This is a genomic window from Corynebacterium glyciniphilum AJ 3170 (assembly GCF_000626675.1).
In the GTDB taxonomy this organism is placed as follows: Bacteria; Actinomycetota; Actinomycetes; order Mycobacteriales; family Mycobacteriaceae; genus Corynebacterium; species Corynebacterium glyciniphilum.
Genome location: NZ_CP006842.1, coordinates 1,100,437 through 1,126,016 on the forward strand (window position 1 = coordinate 1,100,437; position 25,580 = coordinate 1,126,016).

Consider the following 25,580-nt stretch of genomic DNA (forward strand, 5'->3'; position numbering starts at 1 on the left):
CTGAAACATGTTCGTCGCCGGCGTAGCGTTGAGGGCACGCGATAAAGGAGGTGTGCCGTATGGAGACTGCACAGCACGAGAAGAGGAATGTCGCACAGAAACTCATCGCCGACCACCTGGTCGGCAGTGACATGGCAGACATGGCCGGTCTGGCCCCGGGGAGTGAGATCGGCCTGACCGTCGATCAGACGCTCACCCAGGATGCCACCGGAACCATGGTGATGCTGGAACTCGAGTCGATGGGACTGGACCGGATCCAGACGGAACTCTCCGTCCAGTATGTCGACCACAATCTGCTGCAGACCGATGAGAAGAACCCCGATGACCACGTGTTTCTTCAGTCCGCGGCCCAGCGTTTCGGTCTGTGGTTCTCGAAAGCGGGGAACGGGGTGTCGCATCCGGTCCACCAGGCCCACTTTGGACGGCCCGGCGCCACGATGATCGGTTCGGACTCCCATACCTGCGCCGCCGGTGCGCTGGGCATGCTGGCCATCGGGGTCGGTGGCCTCGAGGTTGCCATGGCCATGGCGGGACAGCCGCTTTATGTGTCCATGCCGGAGGTCTGGGGTGTCGAGCTCACCGGCGAGCTTCCTCCGTGGGTGTCGGCGAAGGACGTCATTCTCGAGATGCTGCGCCGTCACGGGGTGAAGGGAGGCGTCGGGCGGATCATCGAGTACCACGGTCCGGGGCTGGACAATCTCACGGCGATGGACCGTCACGTGATCGCGAACATGGGCGCCGAGCTCGGTGCCACCGCCAGCGTCTTTCCCGCGGATGACGCGGTACGTGACTACCTCGCCGCCGTTGGACGTCCCGGTGACTTCACCCGCCTGGTGGCGGACGAGGGTGCAGAGTACGATGTCACCGAACACATTGAACTCAGCGATCTGGAACCGTTGATCGCCCGCCCGTCGTCACCCGGAAATGTCGTTCCGGTCCGTGAGGTGGCGGAGGAGAACGAGGAGGTCTCCCAGGTGGTCGTGGGTTCGTCCGCGAACCCCGGGGTCCGTGATTTTGCCGTGGTCGCTGAGATCCTGGACGGACGCCAGACGTCGCAGAGGGTCTCCGTGGACATCAACCCGACGTCCCGCGAGGTGCTGGCTGACCTGATCGCCGGCGGATGGCTGACGTCGCTGGTGACATCGGGGGCCCGTATCCACCAGTCCGGCTGCATGGGTTGCATCGGGATGGGGCAGGCGCCGGCCAGTGGACGGAACTCGCTGCGCACCATGCCACGGAACTTCCCGGGACGCTCCGGGACGGAGGAGGACGCCGTCTGGCTGTGCTCGCCGGAGACCGCTGCCGCTGCTGCGCTGACCGGGAAGATCACCGACCCGCGCGAGCTGGAGTCGTTGTACGACATGAGCTGCCCCGTGCCACAGATGCCCGAGCGTTTCAGTTCCGTCGACGACATGCTGCTGGCACCTCTGGACCCGGAGGAGGCGGCCAAGGTCGAGCTTGTCAAGGGGCCGAATATCTCGTCCCTCCCGGAGTTCGCGCCCCTGGACGACGACCTGAAGGCGCCCACGCTGCTGGTCATGGGCGATGATGTCTCGACCGACGAGATCATGCCGGCCGGCTCACGGGTACTGCCGTATCGCAGCAATATCCCGAAGATCTCGGAGTTCAGTTTCTCCCGCATCGACGACACCTACTTCGAGCGCGCCCACGCGACCGACGGGGGACACATCGTCGTCGCCGGCGAGAACTACGGTCAGGGTTCGTCCCGTGAGCATGCGGTGATCGCACCGCGGTATCTGGGGCTGCAGGCCGTGGTGGCGAAGTCTTTCGCGCGGATCCACTGGCAGAACCTGGCGAACTTCGGGATCCTGCCGCTGGAGTTCGTCGACCCCTCCGACCACGACGCGATCTCGCAGGGCGACGAGTTCGTGGTCACCGGGTTGCGTGACGCGCTCCGTGAAGGAAATCAGGTCACCGCGACGATCGGTGGTCGGGACGTGACGCTGCGCCATCGCCTGTCAGACCGGCAGGTAGAGATGCTGATCGCAGGTGGGCGTATCCCCTACACGGCGGGCGGTTCCGGTGCCTGAGCTCCCTGAGGTGGAGGCGCTGGCCGCGGATCTGGGACGTTGCATCGGCGGAAGCATGGTCGACCGTGTCGATCTGACAGCATTCTCCGCACTCAAGACGGTGGCCGCGGCTCCGTCCTCCCTCGTGGGAAAGACGGTCAAGGATGTCCGTCGCCACGGAAAGTTCCTCGACCTCCACGTTGACGACGTCCATCTGATCATTCACCTGGCGAGGGCGGGGTGGATCAGATGCCGTGACTCTGTTCCGGTAAGCCGCCCCAAGCCCGGCAAAGGACCACTCGCCGTTCGGCTGGTGCTGGGCGACCGGTGTCTGGACGTCACTGAAGCGGGGACGAAGAAGAGGCTGGCGCTCTATATCGTGAACGAGCCGTCCGAGGTGTCAGGAATCGCGGCGCTCGGCGCCGATCCACTGGGGTCGGAGTTCACCTTCGAGGCGTTCTGCGGAGTTCTGGACGAGGCGGGGCGCGCGCGGATCAAGGGGGTTCTCCGCGACCAGACGCTCATCGCAGGTATCGGCAACGCGTACTCGGACGAGATCCTGCACCGGGCACGGATGTCGCCGTTCGCGTCCGCGGCGATGCCAACTGAGGAGCGGCAGCGGCTGTACGAGGCGGTCACCGCGACGATCACCTCGGAGATCCGGCGTCTCTCGGGGCTCGACGCTGCCGACATCAAACAGGCGAAGAAGGACGGCATGCAGGTGCATGGTCGTGCCGGGGAACCCTGCCTGGCCTGCGGCGACACCGTACGGGAGGTGGTGTTCAGCGATTCGTCGTTCCAGTACTGTCCCACCTGTCAGACCGACGGGAAGATACTCGCCGACCGGGGGATGTCGCGTCTGCTGAAGTAACCGCTACTCTGCCCGGCGGAACCTGATCACCGACAGGGGAGCGAAGATCGCCACCAGCAGGATTGCCGCGGCAAAGACGGCGAGCACCGGGTTCTGCATTGTCCAGATGTCCGGGGCCGGTGCGTCCCCGGTGTTGCCGAAGAGCTCGCGGGTGGCCTGGACCAGTGCGGACACCGGATTCCACTCAGCGAAGACACGCAGGGCGGTGGGCATCGTCTCGGACGGGACGAATGCATTCGACAGGAAGGTCAGGGGGAACAGGACCATGAAGGTTGCCGAGTTCATCACCTCAGGGCTGCGCACGACCTGACCAAGCAATACCATCACCCAGGAGAATGCCCAGGAGAACAGCAGAAGCAGGCCCATCCCGGCAAGGAAGCGTCCGACCCCGTCCTCGAACCGCCACCCGACGGCGACGCCGGACAGAACCATCACGATCAGCGTGAGCGTATTGAGGACAAGATCGGCCAGCGTCCTGGCGACGAGGACGGCGGATGGTGCCATGGGCAGGGTCTTGAACCGGTCGATCAGGCCTTTCTTGCGGTCTTCGGACATGAACATGCCGGAGAACGTGGACCCGAAGACCACGGTCTGCACGAAGATTCCGGCCATCAGGAAGTCGGTGTAGTCCTGCCCGGGGACCTGGATGGCGCCGCCGAAGACCTGGCTGAACAGCAGGACGAACATGATGGGTTGGACCATGCCCCACATCAGCACGTCCGGGGTGCGGCGGAAGTGGATGAGATTGCGCAGGGTCACTGCCCGGACATCGGTGAACCAGTTGCTGAGAGTGCTCATCATGCGTCCTTCCCGGCGTCGTCTCCGGTGAGGGAGAGGAAGACATCATCGAGGGTGGGGCGGGCCAGGCCGATGTCGTGGACGTCGATGTTGTGCGACCGGATGTCGTGGACGACACGTTCGAGGGCGGCGGGCCCGTCATCGACGGCGAGGGTGAGGGTGCGTTCCTGCCGGGTGACACTCTCCTGACCGAGGGCGAGAGGCTGGAGAAGTTGTGTTGCGGCGTCCACATCGGCGGGGTCGGCCAGGGTGACGGTGACACGTTGGCCACCCACCTGGGTCTTGAGTACGTCGGCGGTGCCTTCGGCGATGACGGTTCCGTTGTCGATGACGCTGATCTCGTCGGCGAGTTGGTCGGCTTCCTCCAGGTACTGCGTGGTCAGCAGAAGCGTGGTCCCGGCGGCGACGCGTTCCCGGATTACGTCCCAGAGACTGAGACGGGCCGCCGGGTCGAGACCTGTCGTCGGCTCGTCCAGAAAGAGGATTCTCGGATTGTTGACCAGGGAGGATGCCAGGTCAGCACGCCGACGCATGCCGCCGGAGAAGCCTTTGACCGGACGGTCAGCGGCGTCGGTGAGGTTGAACAGTTCGAGGAGTTCGTCCGCCCGTTTCTTCGCCGTACGGTCACCGAGGTGGAACAGTCGTCCGATGAGCATGAGGTTCTCCCGGGCGGAGAGGTCCTCGTCGATGGTGGCGTACTGGCCGGATGCGCCGATGATCTCCCGGACGCGCGCAGACTGCTTCACCACGTCGAGCCCCGCCACGGTGGCGGTGCCGGAGGTGGGGCGGATGAGTGTGGTCAGTACTTTGACGGTGGTGGTTTTTCCCGCACCGTTAGGTCCGAGGAGCCCTCGGACGGTGCCTTCCTCGACGGCGAGGTCGAGGCCGTCGAGGGCCCGGACTTCTCCGGAGGAGGATCGGTAGGTTTTTCGGACGCCATGCAGCTCGATGAGGGGCATAGCCTCGGATAGTACTGGACGGGGCGTGTGGTGAACAGCGCTCAAGCAGGGTGCCTCACCGGGGACAGTGGGCCGGCGGCCACCGTGGTGACCCGGGCCCCGCCGGGGCCGTGCCAGTGCAGGGTGACCGCGTCATCCTGGCTGGCTGGCTCCCAGATCCCGGCGGTCTTGAGAACATGGTGGTTGCGGCACAGGCAGATTCCGTTGGACACGCTGGTCGGACCGTCACTGTCGGGGTCAGTGTGTGGCGAGTTGACCAGGTGGTCGTGTTCGCAGTTGTCGGCGGGGACCTCACAACCGGGGAACCGGCAGCGCCCGTCGCGACCTTCGATGTGCGTCCGCTGCACTGCCGTGAACCGGTAGGCCGTGGTCTCCGGGACCTGGTCGAGCGCGGGGAGTTCGCGGATATGTCGGGCGATGGCGGCGAATTCTGCGCCGGTAGCGGGGGAGACCCAACCGGAACCGAGGACGTAGGCCGGGGCGTCGTCCTGCACACGGTAGGTGTTTACGGTGACCTTCAGCTGGTCACGTCGACCGCCGAGTGCGCCGAGAGCGACGTTTCCACGGCACAGGGACATCGGTGGAGGCGCAGTTGCTTCGTCCTGGTCGGCCAGAAGGTCGCGACGCGCGTCCAGCGCCGCTGAGGTGAGCGAGGACCACAGGGAGTCTGCGACAAACTCGCTGCCGCAGTCCAACGTGAACCGGTTCCCGCGGCGGGTCAGGGAGACGGCCGCGGCCTCCTCTTTTTCTGTCGACTCGACAATCAGTGGTGCGACCGTGGCCAGGACCTCATCGGTGACGTCGGCGATCGCGGTCAGTGCGGTGATGCCGGTGGTGCGAATCCAGGTGGCGATGCCGAGGGCGACGGCGGCGTCGAGGCACTGTGGTACATCGGCCCCGGCCGCGCTGAGCGCCGTGGCGTGTCGGTTGATGCGGCTCCAGATGGCGTCGAGATGGTCGACGGAGTAGCGGCCGTCGTCCCGGAAGTGGCGGAACAACGTCGGCATGCGCTGGGCGATGTCCGCGGCATGCGCGTAGCGGTAGGCCTCGCGGGTAGTTCTGCGACGCACCGCCTGCGCAGTGGCGAGTCGGCTGTCGTCTGGGATACCCACGAGGAAAGCGACGAGTTCGAGTTCGGCGCTGTTGATCTGGACGGAATACGTTGTGGCGAGGGTGGTGTAGCTCTCGCCGGTGGTGGGTTCGGTGGTGTAAGTGCTGGTCATGGTCCCCTCCTTCTGATACGAACACTGTATCGGATGGGTTGGACATGAAAAAGGCAAAAGAGTCAAAAAACGAACAAGTGATCGAAAATAGGCGAGGGGCTACGCGGCCCGCCGCGGCTTCGCGCCGGAGAAGAACTGCCGCACCCAGGCCTCGTCCTTGTACTGTGCGGGTACCGCGCCGCCGAGAAGCTCGCGGGTGGCTACGGCGTGGGCGGTCGACCCGGCGTCCAGTAGAGGAGCGTCGGAGGCGAGCAGGATGATGTTGCCGTACCGGCGTCCCTTGAGCATCGGTGGATCGGCGATGACGGCGAGATGCTCCCACACCTCGGCCATGCCCGCGAGTTCCTCTTTCGCACCGCGCAGGTCGGAGTGGTCGCCACAGTTGGCGATGTACACGCCGCCGGGGGCCAGGCCCCGGTGGCAGTCAGCGAAGAACTCCACCGACGTCAGGTTGGTCGGGGTGACCGCGCCGGCGAACGCGTCCCGGATGATCACGTCGCGGCTGGCCGGGCTGAAGTCTGCGGCGACGTCCCTGGCGTCGTCCACCCGGATCTTCACCCGCGGGGAGCGGGGGATGTCGAACCACTCGCGCGACAGGCGGGCAAGCTCGCCGTCAAGTTCGACGACGGTACTACGCGACTCCGGGTAGACGTCCGCCACATAGCGCGCCAGCGTGCAGGCGCCCCCGCCCAGATGAGTGACCCGCAGGCTGGCCGGATCCAGGTGATCGGCGACGTGAGCCCGTAGTCCGGTGGCGATCCACTGCATGTACTCGAATGCGAGCGTCCGGGGCTCGCCGAGGACCACGTGGCTGCTCGGCACACCGTTGACGCTGATCAGCCACCCGTCGGTGATGTGCGGGTCCGGTTCGAGCTCGAGGATGCCGTAGTCTCCCTCGTATGTCCCGGCGACGGGGGACGGGAGGCGGGAGGCCTTCTTCTTCGCGTTGCTCACGCCCGGGAGTGTATCTCGTTCTGGGCTGCGGAGAGTCCGCGGGTGACCGTGATGTCGACGGCATCGGCGGCTGTGTCGGTGGCGACGTCCCAGTCGGTGTCGTCGTCGAGGGGGGTGAGGACGTGGTCGATCACGCCAGTGCCCGCGGCAGGACGTCCGATGCCGACCCGGACGCGCACGTAGTCCCGGGTACCCAGTTCCGCGGAAATCGACTTCAGGCCGTTGTGACCGTTCTCGTTGCCGCCGAGCTTCACCTTGACCTTCCCGACGGGCAGGTCAAGTTCATCGTGGATGACGATGACGTGGTCCGGACTGATCCCGTAGCTGGTGGCGAGAGGGGCGACGGCTTCCCCGGAGAGGTTCATATACGTCGTCGAGCGCACCAGCAGCACACCGTGACCGTCGATCTCCACCCGTGCGACCTGAGCCTTCGTTCCGGGGACACCGCGCAGAGCGTCGGCGTCGGTCCGCTCCACCAGACGGTCGGTGACGAGATAGCCGATGTTGTGGCGGGTTCCCGCGTACTTCCCGCCGGGATTGCCCAGACCGATGACCAGCCACTGTGCGGGTGCCAGGGCGTCGGCACCGGGGTCGGCAGGTCGGCTGCGGAACGGCGCCATCAGGCGGGAGAGCAGGCTCATGCCGCTGAGTCTACCGACCGTCCGCCAGGTCGAGAATCCGGTCTGCGGCATCGGCGAGGGTGATCGGCAGCTCTGCGCGCTCGCTCTTCGCGAAGGGTTTGAGGACGTAGGACGCCGGGGCCATGCGTCCGGGAGGGCGTCCGATGCCGACCTGTACGCGCTGGAAGTCGCGGGTGCCCAGGGATTTCGCGATGTCACGCAGGCCGTTGTGCGAGTTCAGTCCGCCGCCGGACTTCATCTTCACCGTCCCCGGGTCGAGGTCGAGTTCATCGTGCACGACGAGCACGGAGCCGGCAGGCACCCGGTAGTAGGAGGCCAGAGCCTTCACCGGACCGCCCGACTGGTTCATGTAGCTGCGCGGGACGGCGAGAATGACCTGTCGGTCGCCGATCCTGGTTTCCGCGACACGTGCATTGAGTTTCCGGTTCGTGCTGAACGTCGCCGGGCCCGCAGGTCCGCCACAGCGTCCTGCCACCTCGTCGAGGACCATGGCACCGACGTTGTGTCGCGTGCCCTCGTACTGCGCCCCGGGGTTCCCGAGGCCGACAACGAGAAAGGGAGACCGGTCAGTGTTTTTCACTGATCCAGTCTCCCATACCGCGGTGCGGCGTAAAACTACTCCGCGGACTCGGTGGACTCCTCGGACTTCGCGTCGTCCTCGGTGGTGACGGCGTCGTCGGTCTCCTCGGGCTCCGGGGCAACCTCGGGCTCGATGATGTTGACGATCAGGGTGTCGGCGTCGGACACCAGGGAGGTGTTGCCCGGCATCTTCAGGTCGCCGGCGGTGATCTGGTCACCGATCAGCTTGCCCTCGATGGAGAAGGTGATCTCCTCCGGGATGGACAGGACGTCGGCCTCGATGGTGACGGTGTCGGCGTCCTGCACGACCTGGGTGCCCGGGGCGGCCTCACCCTCGGCGACGACGGGGACGTCGACCTCGACGGTTTCGCCGCGCTTGACGGAGAACAGGTCAGCGTGGTCGATGTCCAGGGTCAGGACGTTCTGGTCGACGGCCTTGATCATGCAGAGGTTGTCCTCGCCGTCGATCTCGACCTCGAGGATCGCGTTGGCGCCGTGGTTACGGACGATGCCCTGGAACTCGAGCAGCTCGAAGCTCACGTGGATCGGCTCGTGGAAGGATCCGTAGAGGACGGCCGGGATGCGCCAGTCGCGGCGCAGACGGCGGGACGCGCCCTTGCCGAACTCGGTGCGCGGCAGGCCGCTGATGCGGGTGATGTTCGTTGCCATGGTGATCTCCTAGATGTCGGAACTGATCGGTCTCACGAAAAAAAGCCGCAGACTCTGCTGCGGCTCATGGTGCGGTGACCGTCCCGTGGTGAAAGAACACCGTGGAACGAATGCGCGCCGATAACGGCCGGTATGAACCAGCCCTCGCCGAGACGGTCAAGAGTGTATCACTCGAAGAGGGTTGTGACCGAACCGTTCTCGAAGATCTCGTGGATGGTCTTGGCGACCAGCGGGGCGATCGGCAGGACGGTGAGGTTGTCCCAGCCCTCGGTGCTCTGCGGGAGCGTGTCGGTGGTGATGACCTCGCGGGCTCCGCAGTTGTCGAGCCGCTCACGGGCGGGATCGGAGAACACGCCGTGGGTGGTGGCGATGATGACGTCGCCGGCGCCGGCCTCCCGCAGGACCTTCACGGCGCCGGCGATGGTTCCACCGGTGTCGATCATGTCGTCGAGCAGCACACAGGTACATCCTTCGACGTCACCGACGACGCGGTTGGCGGTGACGCTGTTGGCCACGTCGATGTCGCGGGTCTTGTGGACGAAGGCCAGCGGAGCGCCGCCGAGCACGTTCGACCACTTCTCGGCGACCTTCACCCGACCGGCGTCGGGGGAGACCACGCAGAGGTTGTCTTTGCCGTACTTGTCGATGATGTAGTCGGTGAGGATCGGCATGGCGTGCATGTGGTCGACCGGTCCGTCGAAGTAGCCCTGGATCTGGTCGGTGTGCAGGTCCACGGAGACGATGCGGTCGGCACCGGCGGTCTTGAGCAGGTCGGCGATCAGGCGTGCGGAGATCGGCTCACGGCCGCGGTGCTTCTTGTCCTGACGGGCGTAGGGGTAGAACGGCAGGATCGCGGTGATGCGCTTGGCGGATCCGCGCTTGAGTGCGTCGATCATGATCAGCTGTTCCATCACCCACTTGTTCAGCGGCTGGGGGTGGGACTGCAGGACGAAGGCGTCTGAGCCGCGGACCGACTCCTCGAACCGGACGAAGATCTCGCCGTTGGCGAAATCGTGTGCCGTGGTGGGGGTCAACGCGATCCCCAGCTCACGGGCGACGGCTTCGCCGAGCTCTGGGTGGGCACGACCGGAGAAGAGCATCAGGTTCTTCTGGTTGTCGATCCAGTGGGACACGGATTCTACGACCTTTCCGACTTGGGGAGGTGTGGGGTACAGGGCGTTAGTGAGCTTATCGCTGCTGTGAGTGTAAGACGGGGGCTTCGCACGAACCAATCCGGTTAACCCCGCCGGGGTCAGGACTCCCGGGGTGTCTCAGCAGCCTCGGCTGCTTCAGCGGCGGCACTTCCGGGACGCTTGCGCTGGACCCAGCCCTCGATGTTGCGCTGTTGGCCGCCGGACACGGCCAGCGCTCCGGCCGGGACGTCATCCTTGATCACGGTCCCGGCTCCCGAGTAGGCACCGTCCCCGACGGTGACGGGGGCGATGAACATCGTGTCGGAACCGGTGCGGACATGGGAACCGACGGTGGTGTGGTGCTTGTTCACGCCGTCGTAGTTGACGAAGACGCTCGACGCGCCGATGTTGGAGTATTCGCCGATCGTCGCGTCGCCGACGTAGGTCAGATGGGGGACTTTCGAGCCGCGCCCGATGGTCGCGTTCTTGGCTTCGACGAAACCGCCGAGCTTCCCCTCCTCGCCTAGTACTGTCCCGGGACGCAGGTAGGTGAAGGGGCCGACCTCGGCGTGCGCGCCGATCGTGGCGCCGACGGCATGGGTGCGCACGACGGAGGCACCCTCGCCGACCGACACGTCCTGCAGGGTGGAATCCGGGCCGACGGTGACGCCGGCGGCGATCGAGGTACGCCCCTTGAGCTGTGTACCCGGCAGTACGGTGACGTCGACACCGACGGTGACTTCGACGTCGATCCAGGTGGTGGCGGGGTCGACGATGGTGGCTCCGCCACGCATTGCGGCCTCGACCGTACGACGGTTGAGTTCCTTGCCGGCGGCGGCGAGCTGGACCCGGTCGTTGACACCGGCGAGTTCGCGGTAGTCCTCGGAGCGGTAGGCGCGCACCGGGTGGCCGTCGTGCCGGGCGATGCCGAGGACGTCGGTGAGATAGAGCTCGCCCTGGGAGTTGTCTGTGCGCAGGCGGGTGAGCGCGTCACGCAGGATCGCGGCGTCGAAGGCGAAGACGCCGGAGTTGATCTCAGTGACCTCGCGCTCGGTCTCCGTCGCGTCCTTCTCCTCGACGATGGCGGTGACCTCGTTCTCGTCGTTACGGATGATGCGGCCGTAACCGTACGGGTCCGTCAGGTCCGTGGTCAGCACTGTTACCGCCGTCGGTACCTCGGTGTGTGCGGCGTGCAGGTGACCGAGCGTGTCACCCGTCAGGAGCGGGACATCAGCGTTCGTGACGATGACCGTGCCCTCGAACCCCTCGAGCGAGGGCATGGCGCACTGGACGGCGTGGCCGGTGCCGAGCTGTTCCTCCTGAACGGCGAGGTCGACGGGGGCGGTGAGCTCGCCGGCAATCGCCTCAGCGGCGGGACCGACCTGGTCGCGGCCGTGGCCGACGACGGCGACGATGCGCTCGGGGGAGACGGTGTCGGCGGCGTGCAGACTGTGCGCCAGCAGGGTCCGTCCACCAATGGAGTGCAGGGTCTTCTGCGTGGCGGATTTCATGCGGGTCCCGGCACCGGCGGCGAGTACGACGACGGCGACCGGCTTGTTCTGTTCAGTCACGATGGGCGGTGTCCTTACACATTGGCGGTCGACTGCGGAGGTGGATCACGCGAATGACCGACAGTCTAACGCCGCGGCGGCGAGATTCAGTGCACGGGCCGCCCCTCCGGAACACAGAAAGCTCCCCCACCAGGACTCGAACCTGGAATGACGGTACCAAAAACCGCAGTGTTGCCTATTACACCATGGGGGAACATCCGGGGCTGGGGCTCAGTTGCCCGTCCCGGTCAACCGGTCACTCTACCTGATGACGGTCAGACTACGATGGTTGCCCATGAGTGTCACCCACACAACCCCGACACCTCCGCTGTCCGGGGTGCTGCGTTCTGTCGCCTCCGATCCGAAGCTGAGGGGCATGGTCACGCACGTCGGCGACCTGCGTCTGCACCTGCAGGGGCCGGAGGCGGCGTGGCCGTTCGCCGTTGGTGCGCTGGCACAGCAGGCCCCGGTGCTGCTGGTGACGGCAACGGGACGCCAGGCGGAGGACCTGACGGCTCAGCTCACCGCAATGCTGGGGGACACGGTGGCGATGGTGCCGTCCTGGGAGACGTTGCCGCACGAGCGGCTGTCGCCGGGGGTGGAGACGGTGTCGCAGCGTCGCCAGGCGCTGTACCGACTCGCCCACGGCGAGGTGCAGGTACTGGTGGCACCGACCCGGTCGGTGGTTCAGCCGGTGATGGCCGGTCTGGGCGACGTGGAGCCGGTGCGGTTGGTGGAAGGCGAAGAACTCGACTTCGCCGACGTGCAGAAACGTCTCGTGGAATTCGGTTATGCGCACTCCGATGTCGTGGGTCGACGCGGGGAGTTCGCGACCCGCGGCGGGATTCTCGACATTTTCCCGGCGACGGCGGAGATGCCGGTGCGCGTCGAGTTCTGGGGTGACGAGGTCAGCGAGGTCCGTGCGTTCTCGGTGGGGGACCAGCGGACGATCCCTGAGGCGGTCACACAGGCGGTCTCCGTCCATCCTGTCCGGGAGCTCCTGATCACGGATGACGTCGCCCGGCGCGCGGAGTCCCTGGCGCGGGAGAACGCGGGGAACCCGGAGCTGGCAGAGGCCTTCGACAAGATCAGCCAACACACTCCGGTGCAGGGCATGGAGTCGTTGATCCCGTTGCTCTACGACGGGCCGATGCAGACACTGCCCGAGCTCATGCCCGACGGCGCTCATACCGTGGTGCTCGCACCGGCCGCGGTGCAGCGGCGGGCCGAGGACCTCATTGCGACGGGGCGGGAGTTCCTTGCCGCGGGGTGGGAGGTTGCGGCGATGGGTGGTGCGGCGCCGGTGGACGTCACTGCCATTGCCGACAGTTCCGAGGCCGGGGTGCAGGACGTGGACCGGGCGGGGTACCGGAGTCTCGCATCATTGCAGAAGACGCAGGACGCTCTGGGGGTGCCGTGGTGGACATTGTCGCCGACCGGCGTCGCAGACTGGGACGACGGCGATGACGGCGATGCTGAGCCGTTGCTGCTCGATTTTGACGTCGCGCCGGCGCCGCACGGCGAGATGGAGGCCATCGGCCAGCTGATGTCCACGATCCGGCGTCGGGTGGAGGACGGTGGCAGGGTGGCGTACGCGGCACCGTCGCCGACGATCGTGGCGCGGATGCTGCGCCGGTTCCGGGAGGCAGGGATCGCCGCGGAGGCCGTGGGCGTGGACCTTGACGGCATTACCGGGCAGGGCAGGATGCGGCGCTCGAAGCGCACCCCTGACGAGGTTCCCGCCACCGGGACGGTCAGTATCTACCAGGCTGCAGCGCACGCCGGGCTGGACACCCGGGAGCTGCTGTTTGTCACGGAGTCCGATGTCACGGGCAACCGTGTCGAGGCCAGCGCGACCGGTCGGCGCAAGCCTGCGAAGAAGCGCAACCGGGTGGACCCGCTGGCGCTGGCTCCGGGCGACCTCGTCGTCCACGACCAGCACGGTATCGGCAAGTTCGTCAAGATGACCGAGCGCACGATCGGCAAGGGGCCGGACGCGTCCCGACGCGAGTACCTGGTGCTGGAGTACGCCCCGTCGAAACGGGGTGGTCCTGGCGACCAGCTCTACGTCCCGATGGACCAGCTGGACCTGTTGTCCCGCTATGTCGGCGGCGAGAAGCCGTCGCTGTCGAAGATGGGTGGGTCGGACTGGAAGAACACCAAGAAGAAGGCCCGGGGAGCGGTACGGGAGATCGCGGGCGAGCTGGTGCAGCTTTACGCGGCCCGGCAGGCGGCACCCGGTTACGCCTTCGATCCGGATTCGCCGTGGCAGCGGCAGATGGAGGAGGCGTTCCCTTTCACGGAGACCGAGGACCAGTTCAACGCCATCGAGGCGGTGAAGGGTGACATGGAGAAGCCGGTGCCGATGGACCGGGTGATCGTCGGTGACGTCGGCTACGGCAAGACCGAGGTGGCGGTACGTGCGGCGTTCAAGGCCGTGCAGTCCGGTAAACAGGTCGCTCTGCTGGTGCCGACCACGCTGCTGGCGCAGCAGCACTACCGCACGTTCATCGACCGGATGCAGGATTTCCCCACACAGATCCGGGAGTTGTCGCGTTTCACCTCGCCGAAGGAGTCCACGGAGGTCTTCGAGGGCATGGCCGACGGCACCGTCGACATCGTGATCGGCACCCACCGACTGCTGGGGACCGGTATCCGGTGGAAGAACCTGGGGCTGATCGTCGTCGATGAGGAACAGCGCTTCGGCGTGGAGCACAAGGAACACATCAAGTCGCTGCGTACCCATGTCGACGTGCTGACGATGTCAGCCACACCGATCCCGCGCACCCTGGAGATGTCGATGGCGGGCATCCGTGAGATGTCGACGATCCTCACCCCGCCGCAGGACCGGCACCCGGTGCTGACCTACGTCGGCTCACAGGACGAGAAGCACGTGGCCGCGGCGATCCGTCGGGAGCTGCTGCGCGACGGGCAGGTCTTCTACGTCCACAACAAGGTCAAGAGCATCGAGGACACCGCCTCGCGGATCCGGCAGCTCGTTCCCGAGGCGAGGGTGGTCGTTGCGCACGGGCAGATGAGTGAGGAGCAACTGGAGACCACGGTGCAGGGGTTCTGGGACCGGGAGTTCGACGTGCTGGTGTGCACGACCATCGTGGAGACCGGGCTGGACATCGCCAACGCCAACACCCTGATCGTGGAGAATGCCCACCATATGGGCCTGTCCCAGCTGCACCAGCTGCGAGGTCGGGTCGGGCGGTCGCGTGAGCGGGCTTACGCCTACTTCCTCTACCCGAAGGGGGAGACGCTCACGGAGACGTCCTATGACCGGTTGACCACCATCGCGCAGAACAACGACCTGGGTGCGGGTATGGCGGTGGCGATGAAGGACCTGGAGATGCGTGGTGCGGGCAACGTCCTGGGTGCCGAGCAGTCCGGCCACATCGCCGGGGTCGGGTTCGACCTCTACGTCCGGCTGGTCGGTGAAGCTGTCGAGGCTTTCCGTGCGATGGCGGACGGGGAGACGGTGGATGGTTCGGATACGGCGGAGCGTCGGGAGATCCGTATCGACCTGCCCGTCGACGCCCACATTCCGGTGACGTACATCGCCAGCGAGCGGCTGCGGCTGGAGGCCTACCGTAAGTTCGCCGAGGCCACCGACGATGAGGCGCTGGAGCAGGTCCTCGAGGAACTGCGGGACCGTTACGGTGACATCCCCGAGGAGGTGCAGCGTCTTGTGGTTGTCGCACGCCTGCGGATGGTGTGCCGGGACCTGGACGTCACTGAGGTCATTCAGACCGGGGCGAAGATCAGTTTCTCCCCGATCGCGCTGGCGGACTCCGGGCAGGTGCGTCTCAAGCGGCTGTTCCCCGCGGCGACCTACCGGGCGACACCGAAAACGGTGCTGGTCCCGGTGCCGAAGGAGGGATCCGGGATGCGGGCCGTCGCCCTGCGTGACCTCGACCTCGTGCAGTGGTGTGCCAATGTGCTGACCGACCTGGCAGGTGTGCCGCGGCGCGATGTCACAGCAGTGGCCGGACACACGGAGCCGGTTACCCGCTGAGACCGGACGGTGACCCGGTACACTGACCTCCATGTCAGTCGTGCTGCTGGATCCCAGGTTCCCCGCGATGCTGCCTGTGGAGGCGGTACCGCTGCTCGGTGATGACGTCTGCTACACCGAGGAGGTGCCGGTACGGATCCGTTGGGTCATCGCCGACCTCGGCGGGCATACGGTCGACGACACGGAGGTGATCGTCACCACCGACCTCACCAATGACGCTGTCATGGTACGCCTTGAGCGCGGGGACAAGCTGGTCAAGGCGCCGAGCCTGCTGATGGAGATGGCCGGGGACAGGGAGATCGAGGCGCCGTCGGACACGGCGCTGACTGGGCAGCAACCGGCAGCCGTGGACTACTCGGGTGGCGGCGTCGTGGACGGGGAGATCGTCGGCACGGACGACCACACCGCCGCGGTTGCAGGACTGCGACGCACCTCGCGCACCGAGGTGCCGTCGTCGGTGATGGACGAGGTCGAGGATGCCGTGGCGCTGATGACCCGGGCGATGCGGCAGGGGGAGTGGGAGCAGTCCCAGACCCACCACTCCTTGCTGGCCTACCTGCGGGAGGAGACCGAGGAACTGGCTGAGGTTATCGACCAGGTCGAACCCGGTGAGGACGAGTCCGGCATCGACCAGCAGGAGCTGTGCACGGAGCTGTCGGACATTCTGCTGCAGGTGCTCTTCCACGCTGAGATCGCCAACCGGCGCGGCGCGTTCGACATCGGGCACGTCGCCGGCGCGTTCGTGGCGAAGATGCGCTCGCGGGCTCCGTACCTCTTCGAGGACGTGGAGCGTCCGGTGTCCCGTGACGAGCAGGACCGTCTGTGGGCGGAGGGACGGGTGAACGAGGGCAAGCCGGCGTTCAAGGAGGAGGCGGTGGCAACGCCTCCGCACCGTGAGGAACCGCACGCGACGACGTTCGCGGCGGTGACGAACCCGACGGACGCCCCTTCGGCACCATCGGCACTGGCGGCGGCCGAAGAGGTCATCATCCTGGCCCGTCGGAACGGGCTGCACGACTCCGAAATTCCGACGGACATCCGGTTCCCGATGATCGGGTTGGAACGCGACAACGTCGGCGACTCCGACAACCGACTGATTACTGCGGTGGAGACGTTCCGCCGTGAGCTGGAGCACCGCTTCGGAGAATCCTCCGACAGCTGGGGGAAGTAGCACGACGGCGTCGCAGCACCGCCGTGGTCACCAGTCCTTCGCGGGGGGCGAAGAGATAGACCAGCAGGAAGATTCCGGCCTGTACCAGCACGATCGCGCCGCCGGCGGAGATATCCTCGTAGAAACTCAGCCAGATCCCGGCCACTGAGCTGCACCATGCCACGGCTGGTGCGATCAGCATCATCCGGCTGATCCGTCGGGTGAGCAGGTAGGCCGTCGCGCCCGGGGTGATGAGCAGGGCGACGACGAGGATCACGCCCACGGCCTGCATCGAGGCCACGACAACCAGTGCGAGACAGACCATCACCGTCCAGCGGATCGCGCCGGTGTGCATCCCGATGATGCGGGCGTGGTCGGGATCGAAGGCCCAGGCGGTGATGTTGCGGCGCATGACGAGCATGATCATCAGGGCAAGCGCGCCGAAGACGAGCACCTGGACCAGCGACTCCTGGGAGATGCCCAGCAGATTGCCGAAGAGGATCTCCTGCAGGTTCGTCCCCGCCGGGGTGACCGAGACCAGGACGAGTCCGAGCGCGAACAGTGCCGTGAAGATGACGCCGATGGCGGTGTCGCCCTTCAAGGTGGTGCGTTGGCCCACCGCTCCGACCATGCCGACCGCGAGCAGTGCGGCGATGAGGGCACCGATCGCGAACGGCCAGCCGAGGATATAGGAGACCACCACGCCGGGCAGGACGGCGTGGGAGACCGCGTCACCCATCAACGACCAGCCGATGAGTACGAGCCAGCAGGACAGCAAGCCTGCGATCACGGCCGTGACCGTGGCCACGACCAGGGCACGTTGGATGAACCCGTAGTCGAGGGGTTCGAGGAACCACAGAATGTCGGACATTATGCCTCCGTTCCTGGAGTATGTTCAGGAGTGCTGAAGGTCGACAGGAGGTTCTCGGTGGTGAGGACGTCCGCTGGGGAGCCGTGGGCGACGACGGTGCGTTGCAGCATGGTGACGGTGTCGCACAGCTCCGGGACCGAGCCGAGGTCATGGGTGGAGATCAGGACGCAGCGTCCGTCGTCGGCCATGGCGCGCAGCAGGTCGCTGATCGTCGACTGGCTGACCGTGTCGACCCCGGCGAACGGCTCGTCGAGCAGCACGACGCCGGCATCCTGCGCCAACCCACGTGCGACGAAGGTCCTTTTCTTCTGTCCACCGGAGAGCTGTCCGATCTGACGGTCGGCGAGGGTGGTCAGATCGGTGCGGGCAAGGGCATCGTCCACCGCGTGACGGTCGGTGTCACGGGGACGTTTGAGCAGACCCATGTGCCCGTAGCGGCCGGTCATCACCACGTCGCGCACACTGACCGGGAAGGTCCAGTCGACCTTCTCCGACTGGGGGACGTAGGCGGTGCTGCCGGTGACGGTGACCGTCCCGCTGTCGGGGCGGACGCCACCGGTGAGGGTGTTGAACAGGGTGGACTTGCCGGACCCGTTCATGCCGATCAGTCCGTGGATGGCTCCGGCGTCCAGTTCCAGGGAGACGTCCTTGAGGGCACGGACCGTGCCGTAGCTCACCGACACGTCCCGCAGGGTGATGGCGTGTCCCACTAGCTGTCGCCCCGCATGCCCTCGACAATGGTGTCGACATCGTAGCGGATCAGGTCCAGGTAGGTCGGGGCGTCGCCGCCGTCCTCGGTGAGGGAGTCGACGTAGAGCGTGCCACCGTCGCGGGCACCGGTGTCCCGGATGAGCTGCTCCTTGGGGCCCGGGTCCACGGTGGATTCACAGAAGACCGCGGGGACGTCATTGTCGTCGACGAAGGATGCCGCCGTACGGATCTGGTCGGGGGTGATCTCCGCGTCGGAGTTCACCGGCCAGATGTAGCTCTCGGCCATGCCGGCATCCCGGGTGAGGTAACTGAACGCACCCTCGCAGGTCTGCAGGGCGCGCTGGTTCTCCGGCAGGTGGGACAGTCCGTCGGTGAGGTCGTCCTGGACGTCGTCGAGCTGGCTCTTGTAGTTTTCGGCGTTGTCCCGGAAGGTGTCGGCATTGTCCGGGCTGTATTCGCTGAGGGCGTCGACGATGTTGTCAACGTAGATCTTCGCCAGGGTGGGGCTCATCCAGGCGTGAGGGTTGGGTTCGTCGGTACCTTCGATCGGGATGGGGTCGATCCCCTCGGTGACGGTGACGCGGGTGGCGTCCGAGTCTGCAGTGAGTTTGTCTACCCAGTTCTCCAGGCCGAGGCCGTTGCTCAGGATCACCTCGGCGCCGGCGGCGGTGCGGATGTCCCCGGGGGTGGGGTCGTAGCCGTGGATCTCAGCGCCGGGCCGGGTCAATGAGGAGACCTCGAGGCTGTCCCCGGCGACCTCCTGCGCCATGTCGGCGAGGATGGTGAAGGTGGCGAGGACCTCGGGGGTGTCGTCCCGCGCGTCGTCGGACGAGCAGGCGACGAGGCCGCCGGCAAGGAAGATCGACGTCGTTGCTGCGGTCGTTCTGCGGATGTTCCTGATCACAAGAGTTCTCCCACGTCTATAGATTGAGTTCAATGATCCGAACTCTATACTTCAGGCTGTGTCAATCGCAACGACACCGGTCAGGCCGATGCCGTGGAGCACAGGGGGAGTTGGGGTAGACTCACCGCCATGCATGTCACCGATCTGCCGGACCGGTCGCAGGACTACCTCAAAAAGATCTATGATCTCCAGGAGTGGGACCGCAGCGGCGCGTCCCTCTCCGTCCTCGCCGATGAGTTGGGGCAACGCCGCTCCACCGCGTCGGAGGCGGTGAAAAGACTTGTGGCCGAGGGGCTCGTCGTCCACGCGCCCTACGGGGACATCACTCTCAGTGAGGACGGTCGACAGCTGGCGCTGCAGATGGTCCGTCGCCACCGACTTATCGAGACCTACCTGTTGCGCGAACTCGACTACGGTGTGGACGAGGTCCACGATGAAGCCGAAGTCCTCGAACACGCGGTGTCTGACACCTTCATCGCCCGCATTGACGCGGCGATGGGACACCCTGCCCGCGACCCTCACGGCGATCCGATTCCTGACGGAGAAGGAAAAATCGCCGTCCCGGACACCGCACCGCTCTCGGAGGCATCGGTGGGCCAGCGACTCCTCGTCGACCGGATCAGCGACCGTGACGGTGCGCTGCTGCGCTACCTGCAGGACAACGGCATCGCACCGGGAGCTCACCTCATCGTCGGGGAACGTCCCTATCCGGACATGGCGGTGCTCACGGTGGAGGGGCGCGACGTCCAGCTCTCGGTCGCCTCGTTGTCGGCCATCCTCTGCCTCGCGGAGGAGCAGTGACGGTCAGTCCTGACGAGGTGGACCGGCGCCGCCCCAGCGGTCGTGCCGGGTGCGGCGGATTCGTGGGCCTGATCGCCACCGTCCTGCTGGTCGTCATTGTCGTCGGCGTGTTTCTCGTCGACGAGCAGGAACCGGAGGCGGAGCGCGTCCCGGTACCGGAGGACGTGCCACCGGCACGGGCCTCGACCGTGCACGATCTTGCCGCGACCGCCGAGTCACTCTCGATGCCGGAGAACCATCTCGCCGGCTATATCAGTGGTGCCCAGACGGCGGCGTCGGAGTTCCCGTCCTGCAATATCGCCTGGAACACCCTGGCCGGTATCGGCTTCATCGAGTCGCACCACGGCACCTACGGGGCAGGGGAGGACGGCGGCCGCATCATCGGTCCACGGTTGGACGGCTCGGGTGAGTTCATGGAAGTCCCGGACACCGACAACGGCGAACTCGACGGTGACCCGGAGTACGACCGCGCCGTCGGGCCGATGCAGTTTCTTCCCGAATCCTGGGGGATCTACGGAGCCGGGGGAGACCCGCACGACATCGGGGACGCCGCTGCCGCCGCCGGACGTCTCCTCTGCGGGCATGACCGGGACCTGGACACCGCCGACGGGTGGAGTCGGGCCCTGTTCAGCTATAACCGCTCCGAGGAATACATGATCTCGGTGCGGGACGCCGCCGCGAATTACGCGCTGGGACAGGCGGCCTGACCGGCTGCCTGACGGACGCGGTGCCGATAGGGCAGAATGGTGGTGACTGATTATTCCACCGACTTCTCCAGCCGAGGAGGCTGACACCCACATGGCCGAAATCATGCAGATCATCGCCCGCGAAATCCTGGACTCCCGTGGTAACCCGACAGTCGAGGTCGAGGTCGGTCTGGACGACGGCTCCGTCGGACGGGCCGCCGTGCCCTCCGGCGCCTCGACCGGTGTGCACGAGGCACACGAACTGCGTGACGGTGGCGACCGCTACCTCGGCAAAGGCGTGCTCGAGGCCGTCAGCAACGTCATCGGCGAGATTGACGAAGCCCTGGCAGGTATCGAAGCCGACGACCAGCGCCTGGTGGACCAGGCCATGATCGAGCTGGACGGCACGCCCAACAAGTCCCGCCTCGGTGCCAACGCCATTCTCGGTGTCTCCATGGCTGTGGCCAAGGCCGCCGCCGAGTCCGCCGGCCTGCAGCTCTTCCGTTACGTCGGCGGCCCCAACGGCCACGTCCTGCCGGTGCCGATGATGAACATCCTCAACGGCGGCGCCCACGCCGACTCCGGGGTGGATGTCCAGGAATTCATGATCGCCCCGATCGGCGCGGAGACCTTCAGCGAGGCCCTGCGCATCGGAGCGGAGGTCTACCACTCCCTGAAGAAGGTGCTGAAGGACAAGGGGCTGTCCACCGGGCTGGGTGACGAGGGCGGTTTCGCCCCCTCGGTCGACTCCACCCGTGCCGCACTGGACGTCATCGACGAGGCGATCTCCGCCGCCGGCTACACCCTCGGTACCGACGTGGCCCTGGCACTCGACGTCGCCGCCTCCGAGTTCTACGAGGACGGTCACTACAACTTCGAGGGTGGCAAGCGCACCGCCGAGGAGATGGCGAAGGTCTACGGCGAACTCGTTGAGGAGTACGCGCTGGTCTCCATCGAGGACCCGCTGCACGAGGACGACTGGGAGGGCTGGGCCAAGCTCACCGCCGAGATCGGCGACAAGGTCCAGCTCGTCGGCGACGATCTCTTCGTCACCAACCCGGAGCGCCTGCGCCGCGGTATCGACGAGGACGTCGCCAACGCCCTGTTGGTCAAGGTCAACCAGATCGGAACACTCACCGAGACCTTCGACGCCGTCGCCCTGGCACACAACAGCGGCTACAAGTCGATGATGTCCCACCGCTCCGGCGAGACTGAAGACACCACCATCGCCGACCTGGCTGTCGCCCTGAACTGCGGTCAGATCAAGACCGGTGCCCCGGCCCGTTCCGAGCGTGTGGCCAAGTACAACCAGCTGCTGCGCATCGAGAGCTACCTGGAAGGTGCCGCGGTCTACGCCGGTGCGTCCGCCTTCCCGCGGTTCACTGCGAAGTAGTCCCGGGGCAACGGGCTAGAATCGGTCCCCATGGGTACACGTGACCGGAGGGACCGGGAAGACATGAGGCCGTCGGACGAGCGCGACAGCGCCCGTGCCGACGGCCCCGGTCTGCCACGGCCACGGTCGGTGGAGAAACGGGACCGGCGCCAACGTGAGGTGCGTCAGGCGCCGCGCAAGTTGGCGCGCTCCTTCGTTGAACTTCCGAAGAAGATGAATCCACTGGTCACCGTCGCGGTGATCCTGGTGGTGGCCTTCGTCGCCCTGTCCGTGGCCACGCCGCTGCGCAATTACTTCCAGCAGCGCGCCGAACTCGCCGAGGTCAACGCCACCATTGAACGGCAGCTGGCGGAACGCGATGACCTCAACGCCGAACTCGACCGGTACAACAGTGAGGCCTATGTCCGGGAACAGGCCAGGACACGCCTCGGGGTCGTGGAGCCGGGCGAGTCCGCCTTCCGGCTGATGGACCCGCGCATCGACACCAGTTCGCCGACCGACCCCGGCGTGGAACACGATGATTCGGAACCCGATCCCTGGTACACCCAACTGTGGGGTTCCATCGCCACCCCCGGCGACGAAGACGGCGACACCGACGGGGCCGGTGAGCCGGGGCAGGACGGTGGCCGTAACGGGGAGTCCGGTAATCTCCCGATTGACCCGGACCAGCCGGAGGCACCTGCCCAGGAGGGTGACCCGGACCTGCAGCGCGAACTGCAGGAACAGCAGCAGCAACAACAGCAGGGAGCACAGTAGTGTCTGAGAGCACCGGCAGCACCGTGAGTGACGCCGACTACGAGACCATGTCCCGCCAGCTCGGACGCAAAATCCGTGGTGCGATCGAGGTCTCCTACCGCACCCCGGACGGGGCGCCGGCCGTGGTCAAGACCGCCCCGCGCCTGCCGGACGGCACGCCGTTCCCCACGCTGTACTACCTCACCGATCCGCGGTTGACCGCGGAAGCGTCCCGCCTGGAGGTGGCCGGGGTGATGCGCACGATGCAGGCGCGCCTGAGGGAGGACGCCGACCTCGCCGCCGACTACCAGGCGGCGCACGAGCATTATCTCGCCGAGCGTAACGCCATCGAATCACTGGGAACGGACTTCTCCGGCGGCGGTATGCCCGACCGGGTGAAATGCCTGCACGTGCTGATCGCCTACGCGCTGGCCGAGGGGCCCTCGCGCGTCCGCCTGGGTACGGAGGCGGTGGCGCTGGCTGCAGCACACACCCCGAAGCTCTCCGGCACCGCCATCCCCGCCGATTGGCCCACTCCGGAAGATCTCGGTACATCCATCGAGGCTGCGTTCGACGAGCACGTCGACGAAATGACCTACGACCGTTCTGACGAGGAGGACCAGTGACCGGCACCTACGCCGCCATCGACTGCGGTACGAACTCCATCCGCCTGCTGATCAGCGAGGTCCTTGACGACGGGACGTTGCGGGAGATCAACCGCGACAACATCATCGTCCGTCTCGGCCAGGGCGTGGACGCCACCGGACGCTTCGCCGACGCTGCGCTCGACCGCGTCGACGAGGCGCTGGGCATCTACGCCGACCGCATGATCATGAACGGTGTCACCGACGTGATGATGGGGGCGACGTCCGCCACCCGCGACGCAGAGAACCGTGAGGACTTCTTCGCCATCACCCGACGCCATCTGGGCCGCGTGGCCCCGGGCGTGCAGGCCGAGGTCGTCACCGGTATCCGGGAGGCGCAGCTGTCCTTCGCCGGGGCGGTCGCCGACATGGAGTCGACCGACGGGCACATCTGCGTGATCGACCTGGGCGGAGGATCCACCGAGTTCGTTGTCGACGCCTACGGGGAGGGCAGTGGGCAGGCGTACTCAGCGGACATGGGCTGCGTGCGGCTCACCGAACGCTACCTGCACACCGTGCCGCCCACCGACGAGGAGATCGCCGAAGCCCGGGGTTACGTCGATGGTCTGATGGCCACCGTGGAGGAGAACGTGGACCTCGACAGTGTCACCCGCGTCGTGGGTGTCGCAGGCACCGTGACGACCGTGGCGGCAATCCAGAAGGGGCTCACCGAGTACAACCCGGAGAAGACCCACATGTCCGAGATCGACCTGGCGGACTTCCGGTCCACGGCCCGCTCTCTGCTGGGCGAGACGGTGGAGCAGCGCCGGGAGCACCCGGCGATGCACCCGGGGCGCGCCGACGTGATCGGTGGTGGTGCGATCGTGATCGACGCCTTCGCCTCCCGGTTCCTGGACAAGGGGCTGACGTCGATCACCGTCAGTGAGAAAGATATCCTGGACGGTATCCTGGCTGAGGTCATCGAGCGCAACAGCTAGACGACCCAGGCAGTACGCCCCTATAGCCCAATTGGCAGAGGCAGCGGACTTAAAATCCGCGCAGTGTCGGTTCGAGTCCGACTGGGGGCACTCTTTGTCCGGGCGTGCCGCCGGCCTACTCGGTGGCCGCGACCTCGCCACCCCGCGACCCGGCGGCGGTCTCGCGCAGGTTCGGGATCACCGCGGCGAACTGGCCGAGCAGCTTGGTCAGGTCCTGGCCCTCGCCGACCATGGTGAGGTTCGCTCCGGTGAGTCCCTCCGCCATGGCGGAGAAGATCTCCGGAAGCTGATCGACAACCTGCTTGTCCAGGATCACCCCGTTGTGGGAGGCGACAGCCTCCGCCTCGGTGCGCAGGGCCGCCGCCTTCGCCTCGGCGTTGATCCGGGTACGCTCGGCCTCCGCCTCGGCGGGCTTGATGACCTCAGAGACCAGCTCCTGTTCACGCAGCGTGGCCTGCGACTCTGCCAGACGGGCCTGCTCCTCGGCGACCTCACGGTCGGTCTCGGCACGGCGACGGGCCAGGGCGGCCTGTGCAGCGATGACCTGCTCCTGGGCCTCAGCCTCAGCACGTGGGCCCGCGGCATTGGCCTCGGCCTTGGCGGCGGCGATCTCCTTGGTGTTCTCCGCGACCTTGGTGTCCGTCTCCCGCTGGAAGTCGGACTTGCGACGCTCGGACTTCTGCTGCTCCTCAGCGATCTCGGCGTCGCGCTGGGCCTCGGCGACAGCACGCTCACGCTGGACGCGGGCGAGTTCCGGGGCGGACAGCGCCTGGATGTAGCCGTTCGGGTCGCTGATCGAGTTGATCTGGAAGCTGTCTATCTGCCAGCCGAACCGCAGCATGCGTGGCTCGGCGTTGGAGAGCACCTGGCTGGCCAGCGCCGTGCGGTCGGAGATCATCTCCTCGACGGTGAGCTGGCCGATCATCGCGCGGGTCTCGCCGGAGAAGATGTCCTGGGCGGTGGATACGATCTGGCCGGTGTCGACGCCCAGGAACCTGTTCGCCGCCTCGACCACACTGTTCTTGTCCGCGGTCACGGAGAACACCACCGAGGCCTCGACATCGACGTCCACGTTCTGCTTCGACTGGGCACGCACCGCGATGTTCACGGTATTCGCGCCGATATGGAAGCGCTGTACCCGGTGCAGCACCGGGACGGACCAGGCACCGCCACCGATGACGACACGGTAGGGGTTGTCGGGTTTACGCGCGATCATGCCACCCGTGATCAGGAGGGCTTCGGTCGGCTTCGGGACATCGTAGAGCATTCGTTCTTCTTTCTGTCGCAACGGGGAACGGGCAGGAGAACACTTAGTACAC

The 25,580-nt window shown here is 66.3% G+C and carries 23 protein-coding genes and 2 tRNA genes; 11 read left to right on the top strand and 14 right to left on the bottom strand.

Translation table 11 applies throughout. The annotated features are described in order from the left end of the window. The first annotated feature begins 59 nt into the window (after positions 1 to 59). Both CGLY_RS05080 and CGLY_RS05085 read left to right on the top strand, forming a co-directional pair. Positions 60 to 2,051: an aconitate hydratase gene (locus CGLY_RS05080; protein ID WP_038546931.1), complete on the top strand. Its 1,992-nt coding sequence runs from the start codon at positions 60 to 62 to the stop codon at positions 2,049 to 2,051. Beyond that, on the top strand, positions 2,044 to 2,901 hold the full coding sequence (locus CGLY_RS05085) for a DNA-formamidopyrimidine glycosylase family protein (protein ID WP_038546934.1): 858 nt from the start codon (positions 2,044 to 2,046) through the stop codon (positions 2,899 to 2,901). The genes CGLY_RS05080 and CGLY_RS05085 overlap by 8 nt, the downstream gene beginning before the upstream one ends. Before the next feature lie 3 nt (positions 2,902 to 2,904). Here CGLY_RS05085 and CGLY_RS05090 read toward each other — a convergent pair whose 3' ends face one another. The 10 genes from CGLY_RS05090 to CGLY_RS05135 form a co-directional block, all read right to left on the bottom strand. Then, positions 2,905 to 3,699 (bottom strand): ABC transporter permease, encoded by a 795-nt coding sequence (locus CGLY_RS05090; protein WP_169736917.1) that lies wholly within the window; start codon positions 3,697 to 3,699, stop codon positions 2,905 to 2,907. Beyond that, on the bottom strand, positions 3,699 to 4,658 hold the full coding sequence (locus CGLY_RS05095) for a daunorubicin resistance protein DrrA family ABC transporter ATP-binding protein (protein WP_038546953.1): 960 nt from the start codon (positions 4,656 to 4,658) through the stop codon (positions 3,699 to 3,701). The genes CGLY_RS05090 and CGLY_RS05095 overlap by 1 nt, the downstream gene beginning before the upstream one ends. Positions 4,659 to 4,699: 41 nt before the next feature. After that, on the bottom strand, positions 4,700 to 5,881 hold the full coding sequence (locus CGLY_RS05100) for an HNH endonuclease signature motif containing protein (protein ID WP_052539693.1): 1,182 nt from the start codon (positions 5,879 to 5,881) through the stop codon (positions 4,700 to 4,702). A gap of 99 nt (positions 5,882 to 5,980) precedes the next feature. Continuing rightward, positions 5,981 to 6,835, bottom strand: coding sequence for a spermidine synthase (locus CGLY_RS05105; protein WP_038546956.1), 855 nt, complete (start codon positions 6,833 to 6,835; stop codon positions 5,981 to 5,983). Then, positions 6,832 to 7,476 carry an aminoacyl-tRNA hydrolase gene (gene pth, locus CGLY_RS05110; RefSeq protein ID WP_038551447.1) on the bottom strand — a complete coding sequence of 215 codons (645 nt, stop codon included), beginning with the start codon at positions 7,474 to 7,476 and terminating at the stop codon, positions 6,832 to 6,834. The genes CGLY_RS05105 and pth (CGLY_RS05110) overlap by 4 nt, the downstream gene beginning before the upstream one ends. Before the next feature lie 10 nt (positions 7,477 to 7,486). Beyond that, entirely contained in the window at positions 7,487 to 8,056 is a 570-nt protein-coding gene (pth, locus tag CGLY_RS05115) for an aminoacyl-tRNA hydrolase (protein ID WP_038546960.1), read from the bottom strand. Between the two features lie 35 nt (positions 8,057 to 8,091). Further along, a complete protein-coding gene (locus CGLY_RS05120) occupies positions 8,092 to 8,724 on the bottom strand; it encodes a 50S ribosomal protein L25/general stress protein Ctc (protein WP_038546965.1) in 633 nt (210 codons plus the stop codon). Positions 8,725 to 8,891: 167 nt separating this feature from the next. Beyond that, a complete protein-coding gene (locus CGLY_RS05125; protein ID WP_052540694.1) occupies positions 8,892 to 9,824 on the bottom strand; it encodes a ribose-phosphate diphosphokinase in 933 nt (310 codons plus the stop codon). A gap of 152 nt (positions 9,825 to 9,976) precedes the next feature. Further along, positions 9,977 to 11,368 (bottom strand): bifunctional UDP-N-acetylglucosamine diphosphorylase/glucosamine-1-phosphate N-acetyltransferase GlmU, encoded by a 1,392-nt coding sequence (gene glmU, locus CGLY_RS05130; RefSeq protein WP_052540697.1) that lies wholly within the window; start codon positions 11,366 to 11,368, stop codon positions 9,977 to 9,979. Positions 11,369 to 11,549: 181 nt separating this feature from the next. Beyond that, positions 11,550 to 11,621, bottom strand: a tRNA-Gln gene (locus tag CGLY_RS05135). 81 nt (positions 11,622 to 11,702) lie between these two features. Between CGLY_RS05135 and mfd the strand changes: the two genes are divergently transcribed. Beyond that, positions 11,703 to 15,428 carry a transcription-repair coupling factor gene (gene mfd, locus CGLY_RS05140; RefSeq protein WP_265101960.1) on the top strand — a complete coding sequence of 1,242 codons (3,726 nt, stop codon included), beginning with the start codon at positions 11,703 to 11,705 and terminating at the stop codon, positions 15,426 to 15,428. A gap of 31 nt (positions 15,429 to 15,459) precedes the next feature. Then, positions 15,460 to 16,599: a MazG nucleotide pyrophosphohydrolase domain-containing protein gene (locus CGLY_RS05145; protein ID WP_038546975.1), complete on the top strand. Its 1,140-nt coding sequence runs from the start codon at positions 15,460 to 15,462 to the stop codon at positions 16,597 to 16,599. Here CGLY_RS05145 and CGLY_RS05150 read toward each other — a convergent pair. From CGLY_RS05150 to CGLY_RS05160, 3 genes are read right to left on the bottom strand one after another with little or no spacing between them, the layout of a single operon-like run. Beyond that, a complete protein-coding gene (locus tag CGLY_RS05150) occupies positions 16,526 to 17,449 on the bottom strand; it encodes a metal ABC transporter permease (RefSeq protein ID WP_038546978.1) in 924 nt (307 codons plus the stop codon). The genes CGLY_RS05145 and CGLY_RS05150 overlap by 74 nt on opposite strands. Further along, positions 17,449 to 18,159 carry a metal ABC transporter ATP-binding protein gene (locus CGLY_RS05155; protein ID WP_052539695.1) on the bottom strand — a complete coding sequence of 237 codons (711 nt, stop codon included), beginning with the start codon at positions 18,157 to 18,159 and terminating at the stop codon, positions 17,449 to 17,451. Before CGLY_RS05155 ends, CGLY_RS05150 begins: the two co-directional genes overlap by 1 nt. Continuing rightward, positions 18,159 to 19,064, bottom strand: coding sequence for a metal ABC transporter substrate-binding protein (locus CGLY_RS05160; RefSeq protein ID WP_227590388.1), 906 nt, complete (start codon positions 19,062 to 19,064; stop codon positions 18,159 to 18,161). The genes CGLY_RS05155 and CGLY_RS05160 overlap by 1 nt, the downstream gene beginning before the upstream one ends. A gap of 129 nt (positions 19,065 to 19,193) precedes the next feature. On the opposite strand from CGLY_RS05160, the gene CGLY_RS05165 reads away from it, so the two are divergent. From CGLY_RS05165 to CGLY_RS05195, 7 genes are all read left to right on the top strand, one after another. Beyond that, positions 19,194 to 19,865, top strand: coding sequence for a metal-dependent transcriptional regulator (locus CGLY_RS05165; RefSeq protein WP_038546981.1), 672 nt, complete (start codon positions 19,194 to 19,196; stop codon positions 19,863 to 19,865). Beyond that, positions 19,862 to 20,572 (top strand): lysozyme family protein, encoded by a 711-nt coding sequence (locus tag CGLY_RS05170; RefSeq protein WP_227590389.1) that lies wholly within the window; start codon positions 19,862 to 19,864, stop codon positions 20,570 to 20,572. Before CGLY_RS05165 ends, CGLY_RS05170 begins: the two co-directional genes overlap by 4 nt. A gap of 91 nt (positions 20,573 to 20,663) precedes the next feature. Then, complete coding sequence (eno, locus tag CGLY_RS05175) at positions 20,664 to 21,944, top strand: phosphopyruvate hydratase (protein ID WP_038546984.1); 1,281 nt, start codon at positions 20,664 to 20,666, stop codon at positions 21,942 to 21,944. 30 nt (positions 21,945 to 21,974) lie between these two features. Beyond that, positions 21,975 to 22,700, top strand: coding sequence for an FtsB family cell division protein (locus CGLY_RS05180; RefSeq protein WP_227590390.1), 726 nt, complete (start codon positions 21,975 to 21,977; stop codon positions 22,698 to 22,700). Positions 22,701 to 22,747: 47 nt separating this feature from the next. Further along, positions 22,748 to 23,305 (top strand): DUF501 domain-containing protein, encoded by a 558-nt coding sequence (locus tag CGLY_RS05185; RefSeq protein ID WP_038551465.1) that lies wholly within the window; start codon positions 22,748 to 22,750, stop codon positions 23,303 to 23,305. After that, positions 23,302 to 24,261 carry a Ppx/GppA phosphatase family protein gene (locus tag CGLY_RS05190; protein WP_038546987.1) on the top strand — a complete coding sequence of 320 codons (960 nt, stop codon included), beginning with the start codon at positions 23,302 to 23,304 and terminating at the stop codon, positions 24,259 to 24,261. Before CGLY_RS05185 ends, CGLY_RS05190 begins: the two co-directional genes overlap by 4 nt. 16 nt (positions 24,262 to 24,277) lie before the next feature. Continuing rightward, positions 24,278 to 24,351, top strand: a tRNA-Leu gene (locus CGLY_RS05195). A gap of 25 nt (positions 24,352 to 24,376) precedes the next feature. Here CGLY_RS05195 and CGLY_RS05200 read toward each other — a convergent pair. Then, positions 24,377 to 25,528 (bottom strand): SPFH domain-containing protein, encoded by a 1,152-nt coding sequence (locus CGLY_RS05200; protein ID WP_038546990.1) that lies wholly within the window; start codon positions 25,526 to 25,528, stop codon positions 24,377 to 24,379. Positions 25,529 to 25,580 lie beyond the last annotated feature (52 nt).

Excerpts from the sequence above, each read along its gene's own strand:
- CGLY_RS05080 (WP_038546931.1), top strand. The coding sequence starts at position 60 with ATGGAGACTGCACAGCACGAGAAGAGGAATGTCGCACAGAAACTCATC.
- CGLY_RS05090 (WP_169736917.1), bottom strand. The coding sequence starts at position 3,699 with ATGAGCACTCTCAGCAACTGGTTCACCGATGTCCGGGCAGTGACCCTG.
- CGLY_RS05095 (WP_038546953.1), bottom strand. The coding sequence starts at position 4,658 with ATGCCCCTCATCGAGCTGCATGGCGTCCGAAAAACCTACCGATCCTCC.
- CGLY_RS05100 (WP_052539693.1), bottom strand. The coding sequence starts at position 5,881 with ATGACCAGCACTTACACCACCGAACCCACCACCGGCGAGAGCTACACC.
- pth (WP_038551447.1), bottom strand. The coding sequence starts at position 7,476 with ATGAGCCTGCTCTCCCGCCTGATGGCGCCGTTCCGCAGCCGACCTGCC.
- CGLY_RS05120 (WP_038546965.1), bottom strand. The coding sequence starts at position 8,724 with ATGGCAACGAACATCACCCGCATCAGCGGCCTGCCGCGCACCGAGTTC.
- CGLY_RS05125 (WP_052540694.1), bottom strand. The coding sequence starts at position 9,824 with ATGCTCTTCTCCGGTCGTGCCCACCCAGAGCTCGGCGAAGCCGTCGCC.
- glmU (WP_052540697.1), bottom strand. The coding sequence starts at position 11,368 with ATGAAATCCGCCACGCAGAAGACCCTGCACTCCATTGGTGGACGGACC.
- mfd (WP_265101960.1), top strand. The coding sequence starts at position 11,703 with ATGAGTGTCACCCACACAACCCCGACACCTCCGCTGTCCGGGGTGCTG.
- CGLY_RS05145 (WP_038546975.1), top strand. The coding sequence starts at position 15,460 with ATGTCAGTCGTGCTGCTGGATCCCAGGTTCCCCGCGATGCTGCCTGTG.
- CGLY_RS05150 (WP_038546978.1), bottom strand. The coding sequence starts at position 17,449 with ATGTCCGACATTCTGTGGTTCCTCGAACCCCTCGACTACGGGTTCATC.
- CGLY_RS05165 (WP_038546981.1), top strand. The coding sequence starts at position 19,194 with ATGCATGTCACCGATCTGCCGGACCGGTCGCAGGACTACCTCAAAAAG.
- eno (WP_038546984.1), top strand. The coding sequence starts at position 20,664 with ATGGCCGAAATCATGCAGATCATCGCCCGCGAAATCCTGGACTCCCGT.
- CGLY_RS05180 (WP_227590390.1), top strand. The coding sequence starts at position 21,975 with ATGGGTACACGTGACCGGAGGGACCGGGAAGACATGAGGCCGTCGGAC.
- CGLY_RS05185 (WP_038551465.1), top strand. The coding sequence starts at position 22,748 with ATGTCCCGCCAGCTCGGACGCAAAATCCGTGGTGCGATCGAGGTCTCC.
- CGLY_RS05200 (WP_038546990.1), bottom strand. The coding sequence starts at position 25,528 with ATGCTCTACGATGTCCCGAAGCCGACCGAAGCCCTCCTGATCACGGGT.